An 18,822-nucleotide genomic window follows, 5' to 3' on the forward strand; every position below is an offset into this window, starting at 1 on the left:
TTTATATCTTATATTAATGGGTTGGGTGTGTAGTGTGCATTAACCCAAAGCAATTTGAACGTCAACACCCGCCGCTAAATCTAACTTCATTAGCGCATCCACAGTTTTGTCAGTAGGTTGAACGATATCAACCATACGCTTATGAGTACGGATTTCGTACTGATCACGAGCGTCTTTGTTAACGTGTGGTGAGGTTAGAACGTTGAAGCGCTCAATGCGAGTCGGCAACGGTACAGGACCACAAACTTGCGCACCGGTGCGCTTTGCAGTATCAACAATCTCTTGTGCAGATTGATCAATCAGACGATGATCAAAAGACTTAAGACGGATACGGATTCTCTGGTTAGCCATGCCAGCAAGCTCCTAATATGTGCTTTCGTCACTCTTGCTTTGCAAGGATATGACCAAAAGCCGTTTGGTTAAATATTCACTTAAAGCGGCCTTCTGTTCTTAACCAGAATGAGTTCTTTATCCGAACTTATAGCATGCCAAAAGTAAAATAGTTTAAAGCCCCGCCGACCCTTCCATAATAGGATGTCAGCAAAGGCATAATGAAATAGTGCTAGAAACGATGCTCTAGCTGTCATAGCGCCAGCTTTATTATTGGCTGCGCATATATAATTCAGTGGTGTATATTATACATAGTATTTCGTTCATTGCAAGAGCAATATCCACGGCATTTAAAGATATTACGCTTTATAAACAACACCATTCATACTCAATAATAGGTGTTAAATCCCCTACTGATGTACAAATTATCAGTCTAAAACAATATCGTACTGCTCTTGTGTATAGAGGTTTTCTACATCAAAAGTAATAACTCTACCTAACAGATACTCTAAATCCGCCACCGTGTCCGACTCTGAAGTGAGTAGTAAATCAATGACTGCGGCATGAGCAACTACTGTAAACTTCTTCGGTGAATTATAGGTGCGCGCGCAGCGCATGATTTCGCGGAATATCTCAAAGCAAACGGTCTCAGCAGTTTTGACAAAGCCACGCCCTTGACAGGTTGAACACGGCTCACACAGTTGCTGCCCTAATGATTCACGGGTACGCTTACGGGTCATCTCTACCAAGCCAAGCTCACTAACCTGAGTAATCTTAGTCTTGGCATAGTCTTGTGCCAGTTGTGACTGTAAACTCTCCAGCACGTCATCTTTATGCTGCTGCTCCAGCATATCAATAAAGTCTAAGATAATAATGCCGCCCAGATTGCGCAAACGCAGCTGCCGAGCGATGGCATGCGTGGCTTCTAAGTTGGTCTTATACACGGTATCTTCTAATGAACGTCCCCCAACAAAAGAGCCCGTATTAACATCAATCGTGGTCATCGCTTCGGTCTGATCAATAATCAGATAACCACCTGACTTTAAATCAACGCGACGTTTTAAGGCATCTCGTAAATCGTCTTCAACACGATGGACGTCAAATAAGGATTGCTCAGCGGTATAATGCACGATCCTATCGTAAACGAAAGGCACGAACTCTTTGGCGAAATGCCTGACCTGCTCATAGATTTGTGCATTATCGATAATGACCTTTTCAGTATCGGTATGTACCAAGTCACGAATCGAGCGTAGTGGCAGAGCCAGCTCTTGGTAAATAAGCTCTGAGCTTTGATGATGGTTGATCTCTTGACGCCGCGCGCAGATAGTCCGCCAAAGCTGTAATAAATAATAAATGTCTTCTTCCAGCTTATCGACAGGCACGCGCTCGGCAGCCGTACGGGCAATCAGCCCACCTTTTAGGTTGACGGTTTGCATCAAACTATTCAGCTCAGTCTTGAGACGGTTGCGCTCTTCTTCGCCATCGATACGCTGCGAGATACCGATATGATCGCTCGATGGCAGATACACAAGATAGCGTGATGGCAGAGAAACATTGGTGGTTAAGCGTGCGCCCTTACTACCCAGCTGGTCTTTGGTCACTTGTACCAAGATACGTTGGCTTTCGTGCAAGCGGTGTTGGATAAGGGTTTTAGAGACAGGAGAGACATCAGCACTTTGCACACTGACCACTGGTGGGCTGACTTCTAGGCCATCAATGCCATTTTCTACCACAGTGTTGTCTGTACCGGTATCAGGGTTCTTATTGCGCTCTTCATCTGTCTTATTCTTATTTTCGGCGACTGGACGCGGTTCACGCTGCATATCATTGACGTGTAAAAACGCTGTCCGTGACTGACCGATATCGACAAAGGCCGCTTGCATACCCGGCAGGACACGCACGACGGTACCCAAATAGATATTGCCGACCAGACCCAATTTATGATGGCGCTCAATATAGATTTCGCCTAGGACACCGTTGTCTAACACGGCGACACGTGACTCCATTGGACTAATATTAATCAGCAGCTCTTCGGACATAATTTTTTCTCTTATCTTTCAGCTTTCTTATTGGGCGTTCATCGCCTACTGGCTTTATAGTGTAACAAATGCGACTTGCTCTTGCCCATTACCCTAGCGTGTCGTTATGTGCAGACAAGCAGTTAAGGGCTTGTAGCGTATTAATAAAATTGTCCCTGCCCTTCTGACTATCTAATGAATGCCACTCTCGGTGATATTTTTAATCAATGCCAGCGTTTGCGGCAGTGGCAAGCCCACGACATTGGTATAGCTGCCGTTAATACGGCTCACCCAAGCCGCGCCCAACCCTTGAATACCATAGCCACCTGCTTTATCAGCAGGTTCGCCACTTTCCCAATAACGGCTCATCATCTCCATCGTCAGCGGGATAAAGGTGACTGCTGTGCGCTCGGTGATTTGCTGTTGTTTGATGATTTGGAATACTGTCTCATGGTCTGCTGTATTGGCACCCTTGGAAGCTAAAGGCACACGAGATACGTGAGTAGCTTGTACCGCTGTCCATACTTCATGGGTATTATCTGACATTTGCTGCCACATGCGATAGGCGTGCTCACGGTCAGTTGGTTTTACCAGTACCGTCTGACCATCTGGCAGCACACCAATGGTGTCTGAGGTCAAAATGATAAGCTGCTCAGCGAGATTGGCCTTGCTCGTTTTAAGTGTGTCGTTTAGCTGTTGTACTGCGGCGGCAGCTTTGGTAGCGACCATGCGCTCGATATACTCTGTAGGCGACTCATTACTTTGTGGCGTTTCATCGATATCGACGCTCATAATCGTAAAATCTAGCTGCGCTTTGGCTAGCAGCTCACGACGACGCGGCGAACCAGATGCTAAAATAATATCCATCGCTATTCTCTTATTTTATGATTGCTATAGTCGATACTAAATAAAATAGATACACAACCTTATGATGCGTGACTGGTACAAATTTTTCTTGCTTGCTGTATCTACGCAGACAGAGGCGGCAAAAAATCTATATCAGTCATGCTGTATCTTTTTTATATTCAACTGACTGTATCATCTTGCTGATAAAGACATAACGGAAAGGCACTCCACACTAATTATCGAATGGAGGCTTAATTGGTTAACGCACAAATTTGCGTAACGCTAATAGCACTAGCGGCCAGCTGACTATGCTCATCAATAAAGACAAGGCGGACTGCGCCACAAAGATATCTTGAATAAACATCTGTAGCATCCACAAGCTCAGCTGAAACAGTAGCAAGCTTAATGAGGCGATAAGCCATGCATTGACAGTATTTAATTGTCTGACATAGATACTACTGATTTTGATGACCAGTGCCACCATGACCGCCGCAAAGGCTTGCTGACCTAAATGGGTGTCCATCAAGAGATCTGCGACTAAACCAATAGTAAACGCGGTAAAGATACCAACGTAACGCGGTTGAAACAGCAACCAAAAAATCAGCACCATGATCATTACCATGGGACGCAAGGTAGCCATACTAGGACTTAATGGATAGACATTGAGCGATGAGGCAACGATGAAGCTTGCAACAATGGCAAAGAGCAAGAGCCCAATTGGGTGCTTAGAGTCAGAATACGCCATGGATACTTACCTTTAGGAATGTTTGGCGGCGGCTATTTAGCAGAGAATAGGGCTAAAAAGGTATGGGTATACATGATGCTATTGGTACAGCAAGGCCAAGTGGCTAAGTGCATAAATGGCTCACTAGGTATGATGTGAGTGTCAGCTGCCATTGCCATTAGTACCGAGGTTGTTTTTGCCTATTAGTTTGTCTTGTAGCACTAATACGTACGCATTATCGATAAAGTTGGCTGCTGGCGTGACTTCAATACTTCTAAAATTATCAGCTTGGGTATCTTTGATATGAGCGATACGACCAACTCGATAGCCTGCTGGAATACGCCCGCCTAGACCTGAAGAAACCAGCTCGTCACCCACGCGCACGTCTGAGGTTTTGAATACATAATTAAGACTTAACGAGGTGGGTATGCCTTGACCGGTCACAATCGCCCGCTGACCCGTACGCTTGACCGTGACCGCTACCGATTGCTGCTCATCAGTAATGAGCAGTAAGCGACTGGTATTGGGATAGACATTGATAATCTGTCCCAATATACCGTCTTCGTCGATGACTGTCTGTCCGACTTGCACGCCATCTTGCGCACCTTTATTAAGCACGACGATTTGGCGGAGTAAGTTGGTGTCGGTACCGATAACCTGTGCCAAATTTAGCTCAAACTGTTCAGGCTTGGTGGTCGACAAGATACCCTGTAAGCGCGCATTTTGTGCCAAGATATAGTCTTGCTGCTGAAGCTTGGCTTGCGCGTGGATCAATTGTGACTTTAACTGCATGTTTTCGCGGCGTAGCGCTTCTTTTGATTGTAAGCTGCCACTTGCCCAATGTTTGGCATAGCTGGGCAATAAGGACAACTCATAGATAGGCTGCATAGCGGCGTGGCTGGTGTTGCGCACTGGATTGAACCATTCTGGATTTTTGCTATCGAACCACATCAGTATTAACGCTACTATCAATACAATAGCAGCCTTACGAAGTGCAAGTGGCTGGCGTGCAAAAATACTTGGCGTCATAAGTCATCTAATTAAGGGTTTCTAATGTGAGCAGTAGCCAGCGCTAGTGATAACAATCACATTGTTATCAGCATTTACGGACAATGCTTGTAGCTGGCATTCATTAATGCGATTAAAGGCAGCACAACTGGCTACCTTTAATTTATCGTTTTTTACTTTTATCGTTGCAGCGACTGTTCACTGCTAGTTTTAATGGTCATTGGAACATCAATATAGTCAGTGAAAAGTAATATCGACACAATCAACAACGAACATCAACAATAAAAACTGTTTAAACAAAAATCATGTTTAAGCTTTTATTATTGATAAAGTCGAGAGCGATACCACCACCACGACTGACACAAGTCAATGGGTCTTCAGCGACCGTCACTGGCAAACCAGTTTCTCTTGAAATAAGTTTGTCTAAATCACGCAATAGCGCACCGCCACCAGTCAAAACAATACCACGCTCAGCAATATCTGATGATAGCTCAGGTGGTGTTTGCTCAAGTGCTGCTTTTACCGCGCTAACGATACCGCTTAGTGGATCGCTCAGGGCTTTTTGCACTTCTTCTGAATTGACAGTAAAGGTTTTGGGTACGCCTTCTGCCATGCTACGTCCGCGTACTTCAACTTCTAGCTGGCTGTCTTCGTTCAGCGCTGAGCCTACTTCTTGCTTGATACGTTCAGCCGTCGTTTCACCAATCACACAACCATGCGTACGGCGTACGTGAGTGATAATGGCTTCATCAAATATGTCGCCACCGATACGAATCGACTCGGCATAAACGCAGCCTGATAGCGCAATAACGGCGATCTCAGTCGTACCACCACCGATATCAACCACCATTGAGCCACTCGCTTCGTGCACTGGCATGCCGGCACCAATCGCAGCTGCCATCGGCTCTTCTAGCAAGAGCACTTTGCTCGCGCCCGCTGATGATACCGCTTCACGGATGGCTTTGCGCTCAACGAGGGTTGATTTGCAAGGCACACAAACCACGACGTTAGGCTGTGCCATAAAACGCTTCGCCTTTACCTTGCCGATAAAGTGCTTAAGCATTTTTTGGGTCACTTCAAAGTCAGCAATCACGCCGTCTTTTAGCGGGCGAATCGCCGTGATATTGGCAGGGGTACGACCCAGCATCTGCTTGGCATCGAGGCCAACTGCAGCGACGGTAGGGTTATGGGTACGATTGCTTCGTAGCGCGACCACCGTAGGCTCATCGAGCACCACGCCTTTACCAGGAATGAAAATAAGAGTGTTCGCAGTACCAAGGTCGATTGCGATATTATTTGATAAAAATCCAAACAGGTTCATGACTAATATATCCAGCGCTTTACAAATAAGGCAAATGAGGCGAATGAGATTGACTGAGGGGTTACTCGTCAGTGTTGAGCAGGTCGTCGTTAGACATTACTTACGGCGAAAGTGAGGTATCGCGACAAGTCAAACCTAAGCAATAATGATGCAATGACAAAACTGAGCTAAATTATACCGATTTAGCTCAAAAAAAACACAGATATTTGCATCAGTAAGTCAGGATTTTGGTCTTAAACGCTAAAAGTTGTTACAAAGTTTGAAATAGTGGCACATAGCTATCCATTTAATGAAACACCGTCTAATTCAATAACAAGGCTCGACAGGCATATAGTAATTTTGCTCAGCAGCGAGTGCCTACTGTAACGTATTTCTGACTGTAACGGGTGAGCGATTGCCAATGATTGCATAACTATACGGTCAATTTTACCATGATTGTCTGGGCTATCATCATGCTGTCTGTACAAATGCCCGCGACTTGGTTGAGATTGTGCAGCAATCAAGCGTCAAGCTCTGTAAACTTGGGTCAGATGCTTTATAATAAGCTCATAATCACACTCTTGTTTTAGTAACCAATTTCAGTAACCAATGTTAGTAGCTAGTTATAACCGTTACTTTTCATAGCTATTTTATTTTAATAATTGGTATTACTAGCGGCTTTATTAATCGCTCGTTTTAACCGCTACTTTTGAACCTATTTACTCTATAGTCAAGGAATTTTAGAATCGCTACAAGGCGACCGACCGCAGATAGTACATTGAGTACATCTAGGGCGTGTAACACCCTAGCGGTTTAAAAGTGCTCTGACTATAACAAAAACTGTCCTGCACTGGAGAAACTATGTCACAGCAACCAGCAACGTCTGACAGCAACGTCAGCCGTGAAGAAATCCTAGAAGTTGCCAGCCTTGCGCGCTTAGGTGTCGATGAGACGACAGCCAATAGCTATGCCGATGAAATCAGTAAAGTCTTAAAGCTGATGCATACTCTTAGCAACGTTGATACGACTGATGTCAAACCACTATCAAATATTCATGAAGTTTGCCAAGACTTACGTGCCGATATCGCCAAACACGATATCAACCGCGCGCGCAACCAATCGGTCGCCCCCGCTGTTGAAGATGGCTTGTATCTGGTACCACAAGTGATTGAATAATTTATTCTATTTACTTCTGCCTTTATTTTATTCTATTTAATGCTATTAACATTTTGACGGACGACACCTTATGTCTGAACTTCATCTATTGAGTACCCAGCAGCTTATTACGGGCTTGCAAGACAAACAATTTAGCAGCGCGGAATTAACCGAACACTATATCAAGCGCATCAACGCCTTAGATAGCAAGATCAACAGCTTTATCACTAATACTTCTGAAACTGCCCGCGCACAGGCGCAAGCAGCTGACGAGATGCGTGCTCAAGGCGACAAGCGTCCTCTGCTTGGTGTACCGATGGCGCACAAAGATATCTTTTGTACCCAAGGGGTGCTGACCACTTGTGGCTCAAAGATGCTACATAACTTTGTCTCACCTTATGACGCCACTATCGTGTCAAACATCGATAAAGCGGGGATGATTAGCTTGGGCAAGCTCAATATGGATGAGTTTGCGATGGGCTCGGATAATGAGAGCTCATATTATGGCGCGGTGCACAACCCTTGGAACCTTAACCATGTCCCTGGTGGCTCATCGGGTGGTAGTGCTGCTGCCGTCGCCGCAGGTTTTGTGCCAGTTGCAACCGGTAGTGATACTGGTGGCTCTATTCGTCAACCTGCCTCATTTTGCGGCTTAACCGGTATCAAGCCCACTTATGGTCGCGTCTCGCGCTTCGGTATGATTGCCTATGCTTCAAGCCTTGACCAAGCTGGTAGCATGGGTCGTAGCGCTAAAGATTGCGCCTATCTATTACAACCAATGATTGGTCATGATCCGCGTGATGCGACCTCTATTAAGTATGATATGCCTGACTACGTGCAAGACCTTAATGACGCAGAAGCTGCTGCTGGTGATAAGCCATTTGCTGGTCTACGCATTGGTGTCGCTAAAGAATACTTTAGCAAAGGGCTTGACGCTGAAGTAGAAACCACCGTACGTGCTGCGCTAAAGAAATATGAAGAGTTGGGCGCGACGATTGTGGAAGTGAATATCACTGACCCTGATATCACGCTGGCGACTTATTATATGCTCGCCCCTGCTGAAGCCTCTTCAAACCTGTCACGCTTCGATGGTGTACGCTTTGGCTATCGCTGTGAAAACCCAACCGATCTCATCGATCTGTATACGCGCTCACGCTCTGAAGGCTTTGGCCCTGAAGTACAGCGCCGTATCTTGACCGGTACTTACGCGCTATCTGCTGGTTATTTTGATGCTTATTATACTAAAGCACAAAAAATACGTCGCTTAATCGTCAAAGACTTCGAAGACGCCTTTGCCAACTGTGATGTCATCGCCAGCCCAACGGCACCAACCGCTGCTTATAAGCTCGCTGAAGATCTTGACCCTGCAACGATGTATTTGGGCGATGTCTATACCATCGGTGTTAACTTAGCCGGTCTACCAGCGCTCAGTCAGCCTGTTGGTCTGACGTCTGAAGGCTTGCCTGTTGGCTTACAATTGATCGGTCAGTATTGGCAAGAAAGCAAGCTGTTGGCCACTGCGCATCTATTCCAGCAGCACACCGACCATCATTTGCAACACTCTACCATCGCGAAGGAGACGGTATAATGAACACAGCAACTACTACTGATAATAATGCCGCCCGCGAACATGAGGTTCGTAAAGAGCTGTTCGTCGATGGTTATGAAGTGGTCATCGGTATTGAAATCCACTGCCAGCTCAATACGGAAAGTAAGATATTTTCTAGCGCACCGACTGACTTTGGTCATGAGCCAAACAGCCAAGCCAGTATCGTAGATTTAGGCTTGCCCGGTGTCCTACCAGTTCTAAATGCTGGCGTGGTCGATCGTGCGCTAAAATTCGGTATCGGTGTCAACGCTGAGCTGGGTTTATTTAATACCTTTGACCGCAAAAACTACTTTTATCCTGACTTACCGAAAGGCTATCAAATCACCCAAATGGCCAATCCTATCGTTGGCGAAGGCTATATCGATGTCGTGGTCAATGAAGGTGAAAAGAACGAATATCCAAAACGTATGGGCATCACCCGTGCGCATTTAGAAGAAGACGCTGGTAAGTCAGTACACGATGCCGTCGATGGCATGACGGGCGTGGATTTGAACCGTGCTGGTACACCATTAATCGAAATCGTCTCTGAGCCTGATATGCGCTCGGCTCATGAAGCACTGGCCTATATTAAAGCCATTCACCAGCTGGTCACATGGCTTGGTATCTCTGATGCGGTTATGGCAGAGGGTTCATTCCGCTGTGACTGTAACGTCTCTATTCGTAAGCCGGGTGCAGAATTGGGCACGCGTACTGAGCTCAAAAACTTAAACTCGTTCCGCTTTATCGAACGCGCCATCAATCGTGAAATCGAGCGTCAAATCGACATCATTGAGGACGGTGGTAAAGTTGTGCAAGCAACGATGCTCTATGACCCAGAGCGCGACGAAACCCGTACCATGCGTACCAAAGAAGATGCCAACGACTATCGCTACTTCCCTGATCCTGACCTGCTACCAGTGCGTATCGAGCAACATACTGTCGATAGCATTCGTGCGGCAATGCCGGAGCTACCAGTTGCCCGTCGTGCACGCTTTGAGGAAGCGCTTGGTCTATCAGAATATGATGCCCGTATTTTGACGGGTAGTCGTCAGCTTGCCGATTACTTCGAAGATGTCGTCGCTGAGATTGGTGAGAAAGATGCCAAAATGGCTGGTAACTGGATCATGGGCGACCTACTCGGTGCGCTAAATAAAGACGACAAAGACATCATCGACTCCCCTATCAGCGCCAAGCAATTGGCAGGTATGCTAGCGCGTATCAAAGACGATACACTATCTGGCAAATTGGCTAAGAAAGTCTTTAGCGCGCTCTATGAGCGTGAAGCCGGCGATGCTGATGATGCAGCTGACAAAATCATCGAAGAAAAAGGGCTTAAGCAAGAAACCGATACAGGCGCTATTAAAGCCATCGTTGAAGAAGTCATTGCAAAAAATCAAGCCATGGTGGATGAGTATCGTGGCGGTAAAGAAAAGGCCTTTAACGGTCTGGTCGGACAAGTCATGAAAGCCAGTCGCGGTAGTGCCAACCCACAGCAAGTAAACCAAATCTTAAAAGAGCTACTGGGTTAAGGGTAATTGCTAATTGGTTTTGCCGATAGGTTATGCTGACTGTAATACGTAAATTGGGGTCATAGATTTTGGCTAAAATAAATAGCCCTTGCAATATGCCTAATTTTGCGTAAAATAGTCAGTCATTCGGGGCGTAGCGCAGTCTGGTAGCGCACTACACTGGGGGTGTAGTGGTCGCAGGTTCAAATCCTGCCGTTCCGACCAAACATAGTAGTAAAGAGAAAAGCCAATCATTGTTTTCAATGGTTGGCTTTTTTTTGCTCATTATCCTTCATTAAGTATTACAAAGACGCTTTAGTGATTGCACTTAACGCTTCATTGATGATAAATACTTTAGATTTGATATCTTTAAAACCAAATGAAGTCAGTCTTTGAGTGTGCTTCTCTAAATATCTGTTGGCATCGTCCAAATTATCGAACACATAAATACCGCCCGCTTCTTGCGTTGCTTCATTTTCTGTCCATAGTTTATACACCAGACCGTGCTCGGTTGCGATATCTTCGGCCAGCTCTTGCATAGACTCAAAGAATTGATCACCAAAGGGTCCGCTATACGGGAAGTCAATTTGCAAAAGATATTTCATGTGCTTTCCTTAAATTAATATGATCACTAATAAAAACATAGGCTGTCTAATGGTATCAATCTTAGCATGTTACGAGCGCCTATAGACTTTTAGCGAGCGAGCAGTTAGGGTAAATAACTTATACTTTACTCAACCACTTATGCTGGTCCATCCTATGTCCGAGCCGATTGCTCAGCCTTCTGCTACGCTAGTTGATGCCCCTTGGCAAGCGTACCGACGACCTTATGTACGTGATTTAGCGTATGTGCTTGCCTGCCCTAACGTCTTAACCGAATGGCTGGACTTTGCACCACATCAGAATACACATACCATATCGGTACATAGCACACGTTTTTGGCAAGCGCAGTTTGCGGCCTATCGACCGCGTTTAGACGAGCTTGATACCACCAATGCTTATCAAGCGCTGACGCGCTACTTAGTGACGCGACCGAGTCCCAATCGCTTAGGTTTTCACTTTGAGGGATTATTGTCTTTTTGGTTAGAGGATGGTTTTCAGCGCGGCTTACATTCCTACGAGACGCTAGCCAGTAATGTGCAGCTGTATAACGGTAAGCAGACGACTGGCGAGCTAGATTTGATTCTGTACAATCATGCAGACAATCTGGTTGAGCATTGGGAGCTGGCGATTAAGTTTTTTATGGGATCAGCGCCATTTGAGCCGGAGAATTGGGTAGGGATTAACTCCAATGACAATTTGCAGCGCAAAATGACCCATATGCAAACCAAGCAGTTTCGCACCGTATGGGTAGATACCGAAAATCATGGGCAAGTCAAAATTGATAAGCGTTATGGTATTATAAAAGGACGGTTCTTTTTACCAAAGAACATCACTAATTTCGTCTATCCATCTTGGCTAGCACCAAGCTTTCCCATGCACGAATGGTGCGATAAGTACGACACGAGCACTCTCGCGACGCTTGATATCAGAGAGTTGCGCGCTGCTCATTATATTGAATGGTTTAGCAAACGCGACTTTTATGATGGACGTCCGTCGGCACTTATTCATTCTGAAAACGGTATCTTAAAAACAGGATTATACTTTGAAGGTGATAGACCCATCGTCATTTACCCGAAACAGCATGATGAGAAAAGCGACTGATTAAGCATTTCTCGTAAAGGTTTTATCTACTAACGCTCAATAATTTTCAATCACCTGCATCAGCTCATATCTGAGCATATCGGCACTGGGCATACGCTCAGCGTGAAAGCGCACGATAGCAATGCCAGCACTGGCTAAAGCTTTGTCCTTTTTATCGTCCGCCTTTTGCCGTGCCTTACTACTATGCGTCCAATCATCCAGCTCGATTGCCAGCAATGTGGTCTGGGCATCAACATCAACGATCACATAATCCACACTTTGACGGCAAATACGATTGAACCAAAAGCTACGCTCAGAGGTCTCATCACTATTGGCTTCAATGACGCGTGACAGCTGAACTTGCACAAAGATATGATATTCTGGTAGCGCATTTTTTAACTTATTAAAAAATATTACCTCGGTATCGGTCATAATGGGCATTGGGGCAAATGGCCAAATGGCCAGCTCATCGCCGCGTACTGGCTTTGGATCAGGCTCGGCGCTTTCAAGTCTTGCTAACAGCTTTGGTAACGTAATCAGCCCTAAGAATCCAACGGCCAACATTAAAAATATAACGCCAAATGACATGGTTTTACCTTATACAGTAGGAGCGTGAGAGGCGGTATAGCGTGACTATTATGAGCTTTAGGAAGTCAGTATTTGCCTATCACAACAGGGCAACCCTTATAGGTTGACAGGTTATACAGAAAGAAATAATAAACGGTATGCATGGTAGCTAAGCCTACCTCAATGGGCAAACACTAAAACAAAAAACACGACAATAGATGTCGTGTTTGAATAAAATTAGCTAGAACGAAAAAGAACCTAATTAAGAGAGTGTTGATTATTGAGCAATAATGATCAGTTACAGCAAGATGGACGCTAGTATTTTAACGCCAGTAAAGTACCCAAGCGCTCGTCGTATTTACCTTGGGATCACTATTGATTTTGTCTTTTAGTGCCAAGGCAGCGACTTTACCACGTTCAGGACCGACGACGACTCGGACGCCACGACTGGTAGCGCTAGTCTTCACTTGATAGCCTGCTGACTTGAATTTTTTGGCCAATTCATCGGCTTTGGCTTGGTCATTCGCCAGGGCAACTTGTACCCCAAAGCTACCTTTAGCGTCTGTCTCTTTGACTTCTTTACGGGCTTCACTGAGTTTCTGCTGCGCTTCACGTTTGGCATCAGTCGACTTCTTGGCGAGCGCCTCTTCTTTTTGACGCTTCTCTTCACGAGCCTGTTCGGCTGCTGCTGCTTCACGTGCTAAACGATCTACCTGCTTACGCGATGGAATGGTAATACTCTGACCCAGTTGTAACGATGTCGATGGCGAAAGATTATTCGCTTGTGCTAAGACTTCTACAGGCATGTTGTATTGCCGCGCCAGTTTTATCAGCCCATCACCTCTTTTTACTTGATAGTCAGAAGGCGATTTTGGTGGTTCATTCTTGGCAGCTTCTGCTGCTTGTTCAACCGCTTGTTTCTTTTTCTCAGCCATAGTCTGAGCCTCAGCTTGCTTTTTTGCTTCCGCTTGGCGTTTGGCTTCAGCCTGTCGCTTTGCTTCCGCTTCTTTTTTGGCAGCGGCTTGTTCTTTTAGCGCGGCCTGTCTTTTGGCTTCTTGTTGCTGGGCTTGAGCGGCCTGTTGCTTGTCATTGTCGCTCGTAGCGACAGTTGCTTCATTATTGGTACTAGGCTGTGCGCTTGAGGGTTGAACCACATTTTGAGCAGCTGCTGAACTGTTGTCATCTTCGGCAGCAGGCGCGCTATTGGCTATATACTGCTGATTTTCCGCCCGCGATTTTGCCAAGGCTTGCGCCTCCGCAGTCTCTTGCTCCGTCAAAAACTGCTGCGCCCGCTTTTCTTGCTCAGCTACCCGCGCCGCCCGTTCTTTTTGCTTTTGCGCTAGGATACGTTTTTCAGTGTCGATGTCAGTGGTGAGTGGCTGCGGTGCCGCTTGTTCGGTACTGGGCTTATCGACCATCGCGGTCACGGGCTCAGGTTTATTACCGTCACCAATTTGTTGCACCATGGCATATAGCATTACGCTACCGCCGATAATCATCCCAATGCCCAATAAGGCTTGTCTCGAAAAGTTCATCCGTTTACGTCTCTTAGTTGGTAATAAGGTTGATTGGTCGGCACGGTTATTGTTAAAACCCTATCGGCTAATATCCTACCAGTGGTTTTGATAAGTGGTTTTGATAATTAGCCGCTGCCGCCCGTTACTGCCATCATCTCTCAAAGATTATGTCATATTTATAACAGCACGTTTTTATGAAAACGCTTTTTTATGAAAATACCTTTTATAAAGCATCTTATAATAAATCTATTTGTTTGCAAAAGCTCTTTGATTATAAAGTATATTTTTCATGCTGTCTGCTCTCACGCTGCTGTTAAGATAAGGGTCTATTGAACATTCAAATGTGGCACTGGCAGTCCTAATACTTGAATGTTCAATAGACCCTAACATTAAACTGGTCATATTTTCACTTGATTTCTCATTCTTCAAACGCTGCCAATACCTCACCAATGGTATGGAACGAACCACAAACGACAATGAGGTCTTGCGCCTGACTGCCATTTATAACGGCATCGGTCGCTTCTGATAAACGTTTAAATTCATGTATTTGCGCACTATCCACATAGTTGCTCAAGATACGTTGCAGCTGCTCAGTACTCGCCGCACGCGGATAGTCAATCTCAGCGATGAACCAGTCGCTAATCGGCAAGCCTGATTCGGTCAAACGTTGAACGACCTTGTCGATATCTTTATCCGCCAGCATAGAAAAGAGCATTTTGATAGTTGCAGGTGCGCTATTGGTTTGTTCATCACTATTTTGCTTCGCCACATGTTGCTGCCAGAGCGGTAGTAATTGCGCTAATAAAAACTCAACGCCTTGCTCATTATGTGCCACATCAAACAACCAGTGACGATTCTCTAACTCTCGATAGTCAAAGCGCCCTGCAAGCTTAACGGTCTGTAGCGCCTGCTCAATAGCAGCGATATCGACAGCCAATGAACTGGCCAGCACTGCTGATAAGGCATTGGCAGTATTGGTTAGTGACAGTGCTGGTCTTGGCAACTGTAGAGTAACAGCAGCATTACTATATTGCCAAGTAATTGCATCGATCTCGCGATAATGGAAGTCTTTGCCAACTTGATAACAAGTCGCCTGATTCTTATCGATAGCCTGCTGCACACTGGTTGGCATGTTGGTAGCGCCGTAAATCAGAGGCATATCATTGCGTAAGATACCTGCTTTTTCGCGGCCAATATCTTCGACATTGTCACCAAGCCAATCGACATGATCGATGCCAATATTGGTAATGACTGCCATATCAGGGTCAATAATATTGACGACATCTAAGCGACCACCGAGTCCCACTTCTAGCACCCATACATCACAGTCGGCTTCGGCAAATATCAATAATGCAGCCAATGTGGTCATCTCAAAAAACGACAACGTCAAAGCGCACTGTAATCGCGCCGCTTCTACTTTGCAAAAAGCGTTGATTAATATCTCATCGCTGACCATTTCGCCATTGATACGTACACGCTCGTTAAAAGCACTCAGATGCGGTGATTGATAGAGAGCTGTCTTGTAACCCGCTGCTAGGCACATCTGTGCAATCACTGCCGTCGTTGAGCCTTTACCGTTGGTGCCTGCCACGGTAAATACATAAGCATCGTCTTGCGCTGACTTTACCACACCCAATGCTTCAGCGACTGGCAACACTCGTGATAAGCCCATATCTATCGCCGAGACGTGTATCTGCTGCATGTAATCTAGCCATTCCGTTAGGCTGGCTTTGTCATTGGGGCTATCAGGATTAGGGGCTAGAGAATCAGACATGGCGCAAACCTATATATAATTTTATGAAAATAAAGACCGTATATTTGCTAACTAAAACCAAAAATAGCATTTACCGTTATATGACGATAAATGCTATTAAGGAGTTTTGCATATTTTAGAGATATTAGCACGCTACTAGCCAGTTATAAACTGAATCAGCTGCTCATGTTTATTATTCTGTGCTAAGCATCAACATTAGGAACACCACATAATTTCGCTAGCAAGCGATAAATAGTATCGATAAGCTGATGACGATGTACCACTTCATCGACCACGCCATGCTCTAACAAGAACTCGGCACGTTGGAAGGGCTCTTCTAGCGTCTCACGAACCGTTTGCTCAATCACGCGCTTGCCAGCAAAGCCAATCATGGCTTTTGGTTCTGCCAGATGAATATCACCGAGCATCGCGAGCGATGCCGTCACACCGCCATAAACAGGGTTGGTCAGTACCACGATATACGGCACGCCAGCAATTCTTAAGCGTTCAATCGCCGCTGCGGTCCGAGCCATTTGCATCAAAGACAATAGTCCTTCTTGCATACGCGCGCCGCCTGAAGCTGCAAAGCAAAGTAACGGCTTTTTCTCTTCAAGCGCTTTTTCCGCCGCTTGAACAAATCGATCGCCAACGACTGAGCCCATCGAGCCACCCATAAAGCGGAAATCAAAAGCACAAGCCACGACGTCAAGATTGCGCAGCTTACCATACATAGCAATCAGCGCTTCAGATTCGCCTGTTTTTTCTTGCGCTTCACTCATGCGCTTTGGATATGGCTTACTATCGACGAATCTTAGCGGATCTTTTGCCGTAAACTCTTGCCCAAGCTCACCATCTACTTGATCCAATATCCAATGCAGACGCTCACGAGCACTCATCGGTAAATGATGATCGCAGTGCGGGCACACATAACAGTTAAAAATAAGCGCCGTGTTAGTAATCATCGAATGACAATTACTGCACTTGGTTGACGGCTCAGTCTCTACTGCTGTCAAAGGCGCTGTCAATTGCTGCTTGATACCCGGTATCGGGCGATTAAACCACGATTGCCCAGCGGTGTTCCCGTTCGGCTCGGCATTGGTTTTTTCAGTATTGTTCGGCGTAGTCATGTCAGGTTTTGTTATTGTATCAGTCATATTATTTGCCATCATCAAAGGCTTATCGACAAGTTGGCTCATTTCCTTGTCCTTGAGAGTTTAATGGTTGTCTAGACCAAACGTCAAATACCAGCATAACATGAGCCGTTATGCGACACGTTTACGTACCTATCTTTACGTATCTATCTTTAGGTACATATATGACAGTCTATTGTACTTATTGATACCTATTATGCTTATCGATATCAAGCAATCTATAGAACGATCAATAAATGCTATTTTAACAACCACTATTATAATTATATTAGTTTACACTCGTAAACTAAATTTAGCAAAGTCATTTAACTTTGTGTTTATAAATACTAAGCGCTCATAAATACTAAGTCTTTATAAACCGTAAATTAAGGTGGCTACGCTATTGACCATTTCTCAAGTTAAGACCATAAAACCCATACAGTATTGATAGCAGATGTTAAATGATAGATATTGGATGGATAGCGACGCTAAATACGTTCATTTCGCGAATCAAGTCCCCGACTCACTCTACTGATAATTTTTATAAGCGATCGGTATATCAGGCAATCACTATATAAATCTAAGCGCTCAAGCTATCCAACGCGCCGCGTAGCTCGTCCATCTTAGCCATGATTTTTTGCTGAGCAGCAGCAACAGCAGTCGCATCACTTGCATCTATATCGGCAAAGTTTTGCACCAACGCACTACCGACAATAATACCATCGGCATGCTCACCGATTGCTTTGGCAGATGCCGCATCACGAATACCAAAACCCACGCATACTGGCAAATCGGTCTCGGCTTTAATCGCTTGCACTTGAGTCGCTACATCATTTGTATCGAGCGTTGCTGAACCGGTGACGCCTTTTAGCGAAACGTAATAAATATAGCCGCCACAATGGGTCAATACTTGCTCGCGGCGCTCCGGCAAAGTGGTCGGCGATAATAAGAAAATCTCATTCATCGAGTTGTCAGTCAAATGCTGGGTGAAGCTGCCCGCCTCTGCTGGTGGCAAATCAACCATCAAAATACCATCGACGCCGCACTGCTCGCATAATGCGACAAAGTTGTCATAACCGATGATTTCAACGGGATTGAGATAGCCCATCAAAATGATTGGGGTTTGGCTGTCTTGCTGACGAAACTCAGCGACCATTTTTAGCGCATCGCGCGTACTGGTACCTGCGGCTAATGCACGCTCTCCTGCCAAGGCAACGACTGGGCCATCAGCCATTGGATCGGAGAAGGGTAAGCCTAATTCGATCATATCTGCACCATGTTTTACTAAGTCATGAAGCAAGCTTACTGTCGTCTCTGGATTGGGATCGCCTGCCATGACATAAGGAATGAGGGCTTTTTTATTTTGTGCTTTTAAGGTTTCAAAAGTGCTTTCAATTCGGGTCATAGTGTTCTCTTATAGTTTTGTTAAATAAATTTTTAGCTTATCTGAATGTGTTTTTACCAGCCAATATCCATTAAATTATCAGGATTATCCTGCGATAAATATTCGATACTATTAGCTTTTTGCTTATGAAAGGTATTCATAATATTCAATATTTCACGTAGATCAATATAATGTTGACCATTCAAAATATTGTAATGCTCATATAATGTAAATTTTTTGTGAGCTAACAAGCCGTCAATCCGTCTGCCTTCATTTTTCATAGCTTCCACATGTTCTTTTTTATATATTAT

At 45.1% G+C, this 18,822-nt stretch carries 17 protein-coding genes and 1 tRNA gene; 5 read left to right on the top strand and 13 right to left on the bottom strand.

All coding sequences use genetic code 11. The features are described 5' to 3' along the window. Positions 1-39 precede the first annotated feature (39 nt). The 6 genes from rpsJ to CXF65_RS11255 form a co-directional block, all read right to left on the bottom strand. Positions 40-351 carry a 30S ribosomal protein S10 gene (rpsJ, locus tag CXF65_RS11230; RefSeq protein WP_010196670.1) on the bottom strand — a complete coding sequence of 104 codons (312 nt, stop codon included), beginning with the start codon at positions 349-351 and terminating at the stop codon, positions 40-42. A gap of 407 nt (positions 352-758) precedes the next feature. After that, positions 759-2,369, bottom strand: coding sequence for an Rne/Rng family ribonuclease (locus CXF65_RS11235; RefSeq protein WP_101212092.1), 1,611 nt, complete (start codon positions 2,367-2,369; stop codon positions 759-761). A gap of 171 nt (positions 2,370-2,540) precedes the next feature. Further along, positions 2,541-3,215 carry a Maf family protein gene (locus CXF65_RS11240; RefSeq protein WP_025652182.1) on the bottom strand — a complete coding sequence of 225 codons (675 nt, stop codon included), beginning with the start codon at positions 3,213-3,215 and terminating at the stop codon, positions 2,541-2,543. A 238-nt stretch (positions 3,216-3,453) separates the two neighbouring features. Then, positions 3,454-3,939 carry a rod shape-determining protein MreD gene (mreD, locus tag CXF65_RS11245; RefSeq protein ID WP_101212093.1) on the bottom strand — a complete coding sequence of 162 codons (486 nt, stop codon included), beginning with the start codon at positions 3,937-3,939 and terminating at the stop codon, positions 3,454-3,456. A gap of 141 nt (positions 3,940-4,080) precedes the next feature. Beyond that, on the bottom strand, positions 4,081-4,947 hold the full coding sequence (mreC, locus tag CXF65_RS11250; RefSeq protein WP_025652180.1) for a rod shape-determining protein MreC: 867 nt from the start codon (positions 4,945-4,947) through the stop codon (positions 4,081-4,083). A gap of 271 nt (positions 4,948-5,218) precedes the next feature. After that, positions 5,219-6,247 (bottom strand): rod shape-determining protein, encoded by a 1,029-nt coding sequence (locus CXF65_RS11255; protein ID WP_084212307.1) that lies wholly within the window; start codon positions 6,245-6,247, stop codon positions 5,219-5,221. Positions 6,248-7,087: 840 nt separating this feature from the next. Here CXF65_RS11255 and gatC point away from each other — a divergent pair. The 4 genes from gatC to CXF65_RS11275 all read left to right on the top strand — a co-directional run bounded on the left by gatC (position 7,088) and on the right by CXF65_RS11275 (position 10,702). Next, positions 7,088-7,402, top strand: a complete 315-nt coding sequence (gene gatC, locus CXF65_RS11260) for an Asp-tRNA(Asn)/Glu-tRNA(Gln) amidotransferase subunit GatC (protein WP_025652178.1) — start codon at positions 7,088-7,090, stop codon at positions 7,400-7,402. A gap of 70 nt (positions 7,403-7,472) precedes the next feature. Continuing rightward, entirely contained in the window at positions 7,473-8,969 is a 1,497-nt protein-coding gene (gene gatA, locus CXF65_RS11265) for an Asp-tRNA(Asn)/Glu-tRNA(Gln) amidotransferase subunit GatA (RefSeq protein ID WP_101212094.1), read from the top strand. Beyond that, on the top strand, positions 8,969-10,498 hold the full coding sequence (gene gatB, locus CXF65_RS11270) for an Asp-tRNA(Asn)/Glu-tRNA(Gln) amidotransferase subunit GatB (RefSeq protein ID WP_101212095.1): 1,530 nt from the start codon (positions 8,969-8,971) through the stop codon (positions 10,496-10,498). Before gatA ends, gatB begins: the two co-directional genes overlap by 1 nt. A gap of 127 nt (positions 10,499-10,625) precedes the next feature. Continuing rightward, a tRNA-Pro gene (locus tag CXF65_RS11275) sits at positions 10,626-10,702 on the top strand. A gap of 77 nt (positions 10,703-10,779) precedes the next feature. Here the strand turns inward: CXF65_RS11275 and CXF65_RS11280 are convergent. Further along, positions 10,780-11,082 carry a monooxygenase gene (locus CXF65_RS11280; protein WP_101212096.1) on the bottom strand — a complete coding sequence of 101 codons (303 nt, stop codon included), beginning with the start codon at positions 11,080-11,082 and terminating at the stop codon, positions 10,780-10,782. Between the two features lie 154 nt (positions 11,083-11,236). Here CXF65_RS11280 and CXF65_RS11285 point away from each other — a divergent pair, with 154 nt between their 5' ends. After that, positions 11,237-12,181 carry a DUF1853 family protein gene (locus CXF65_RS11285; protein ID WP_101212104.1) on the top strand — a complete coding sequence of 315 codons (945 nt, stop codon included), beginning with the start codon at positions 11,237-11,239 and terminating at the stop codon, positions 12,179-12,181. Positions 12,182-12,217: 36 nt separating this feature from the next. On the opposite strand, the gene CXF65_RS11290 is transcribed toward CXF65_RS11285, so the two are convergent. The 6 genes from CXF65_RS11290 to CXF65_RS11315 all read right to left on the bottom strand — a co-directional run. After that, complete coding sequence (locus tag CXF65_RS11290) at positions 12,218-12,748, bottom strand: DUF2726 domain-containing protein (protein ID WP_101212097.1); 531 nt, start codon at positions 12,746-12,748, stop codon at positions 12,218-12,220. 302 nt (positions 12,749-13,050) lie between these two features. Beyond that, positions 13,051-14,262 (bottom strand): SPOR and LysM peptidoglycan-binding domain-containing protein, encoded by a 1,212-nt coding sequence (locus CXF65_RS11295; protein WP_101212098.1) that lies wholly within the window; start codon positions 14,260-14,262, stop codon positions 13,051-13,053. Positions 14,263-14,662: 400 nt separating this feature from the next. Then, positions 14,663-16,018, bottom strand: coding sequence for a bifunctional tetrahydrofolate synthase/dihydrofolate synthase (gene folC / locus CXF65_RS11300; protein ID WP_101212099.1), 1,356 nt, complete (start codon positions 16,016-16,018; stop codon positions 14,663-14,665). Positions 16,019-16,200: 182 nt separating this feature from the next. Then, positions 16,201-17,163 carry an acetyl-CoA carboxylase, carboxyltransferase subunit beta gene (gene accD, locus CXF65_RS11305; protein ID WP_025652170.1) on the bottom strand — a complete coding sequence of 321 codons (963 nt, stop codon included), beginning with the start codon at positions 17,161-17,163 and terminating at the stop codon, positions 16,201-16,203. A gap of 544 nt (positions 17,164-17,707) precedes the next feature. Then, positions 17,708-18,532, bottom strand: coding sequence for a tryptophan synthase subunit alpha (gene trpA / locus CXF65_RS11310; protein WP_101212100.1), 825 nt, complete (start codon positions 18,530-18,532; stop codon positions 17,708-17,710). Between the two features lie 53 nt (positions 18,533-18,585). Continuing rightward, positions 18,586-18,822, bottom strand: a 237-nt coding sequence (locus CXF65_RS11315) for a hypothetical protein (protein WP_227523260.1), incomplete at its 5' end; no start/stop codon positions are given.

It is taken from the genome of Psychrobacter sp. Sarcosine-3u-12 (assembly GCF_002836005.1).
GTDB classification, from domain to species: domain Bacteria; phylum Pseudomonadota; class Gammaproteobacteria; order Pseudomonadales; family Moraxellaceae; genus Psychrobacter; species Psychrobacter okhotskensis.

Coding starts and splice junctions, on each gene's coding strand:
- rpsJ (WP_010196670.1), bottom strand. CDS start 351: ATGGCTAACCAGAGAATCCGTATCCGTCTTAAGTCTTTTGATCATCGT.
- CXF65_RS11235 (WP_101212092.1), bottom strand. CDS start 2,369: ATGTCCGAAGAGCTGCTGATTAATATTAGTCCAATGGAGTCACGTGTC.
- CXF65_RS11240 (WP_025652182.1), bottom strand. CDS start 3,215: ATGGATATTATTTTAGCATCTGGTTCGCCGCGTCGTCGTGAGCTGCTA.
- mreD (WP_101212093.1), bottom strand. CDS start 3,939: ATGGCGTATTCTGACTCTAAGCACCCAATTGGGCTCTTGCTCTTTGCC.
- mreC (WP_025652180.1), bottom strand. CDS start 4,947: ATGACGCCAAGTATTTTTGCACGCCAGCCACTTGCACTTCGTAAGGCT.
- CXF65_RS11255 (WP_084212307.1), bottom strand. CDS start 6,247: ATGAACCTGTTTGGATTTTTATCAAATAATATCGCAATCGACCTTGGT.
- gatC (WP_025652178.1), top strand. CDS start 7,088: ATGTCACAGCAACCAGCAACGTCTGACAGCAACGTCAGCCGTGAAGAA.
- gatA (WP_101212094.1), top strand. CDS start 7,473: ATGTCTGAACTTCATCTATTGAGTACCCAGCAGCTTATTACGGGCTTG.
- gatB (WP_101212095.1), top strand. CDS start 8,969: ATGAACACAGCAACTACTACTGATAATAATGCCGCCCGCGAACATGAG.
- CXF65_RS11280 (WP_101212096.1), bottom strand. CDS start 11,082: ATGAAATATCTTTTGCAAATTGACTTCCCGTATAGCGGACCCTTTGGT.
- CXF65_RS11285 (WP_101212104.1), top strand. CDS start 11,237: ATGTCCGAGCCGATTGCTCAGCCTTCTGCTACGCTAGTTGATGCCCCT.
- CXF65_RS11290 (WP_101212097.1), bottom strand. CDS start 12,748: ATGTCATTTGGCGTTATATTTTTAATGTTGGCCGTTGGATTCTTAGGG.
- CXF65_RS11295 (WP_101212098.1), bottom strand. CDS start 14,262: ATGAACTTTTCGAGACAAGCCTTATTGGGCATTGGGATGATTATCGGC.
- folC (WP_101212099.1), bottom strand. CDS start 16,018: ATGTCTGATTCTCTAGCCCCTAATCCTGATAGCCCCAATGACAAAGCC.
- accD (WP_025652170.1), bottom strand. CDS start 17,163: ATGGCAAATAATATGACTGATACAATAACAAAACCTGACATGACTACG.
- trpA (WP_101212100.1), bottom strand. CDS start 18,532: ATGACCCGAATTGAAAGCACTTTTGAAACCTTAAAAGCACAAAATAAA.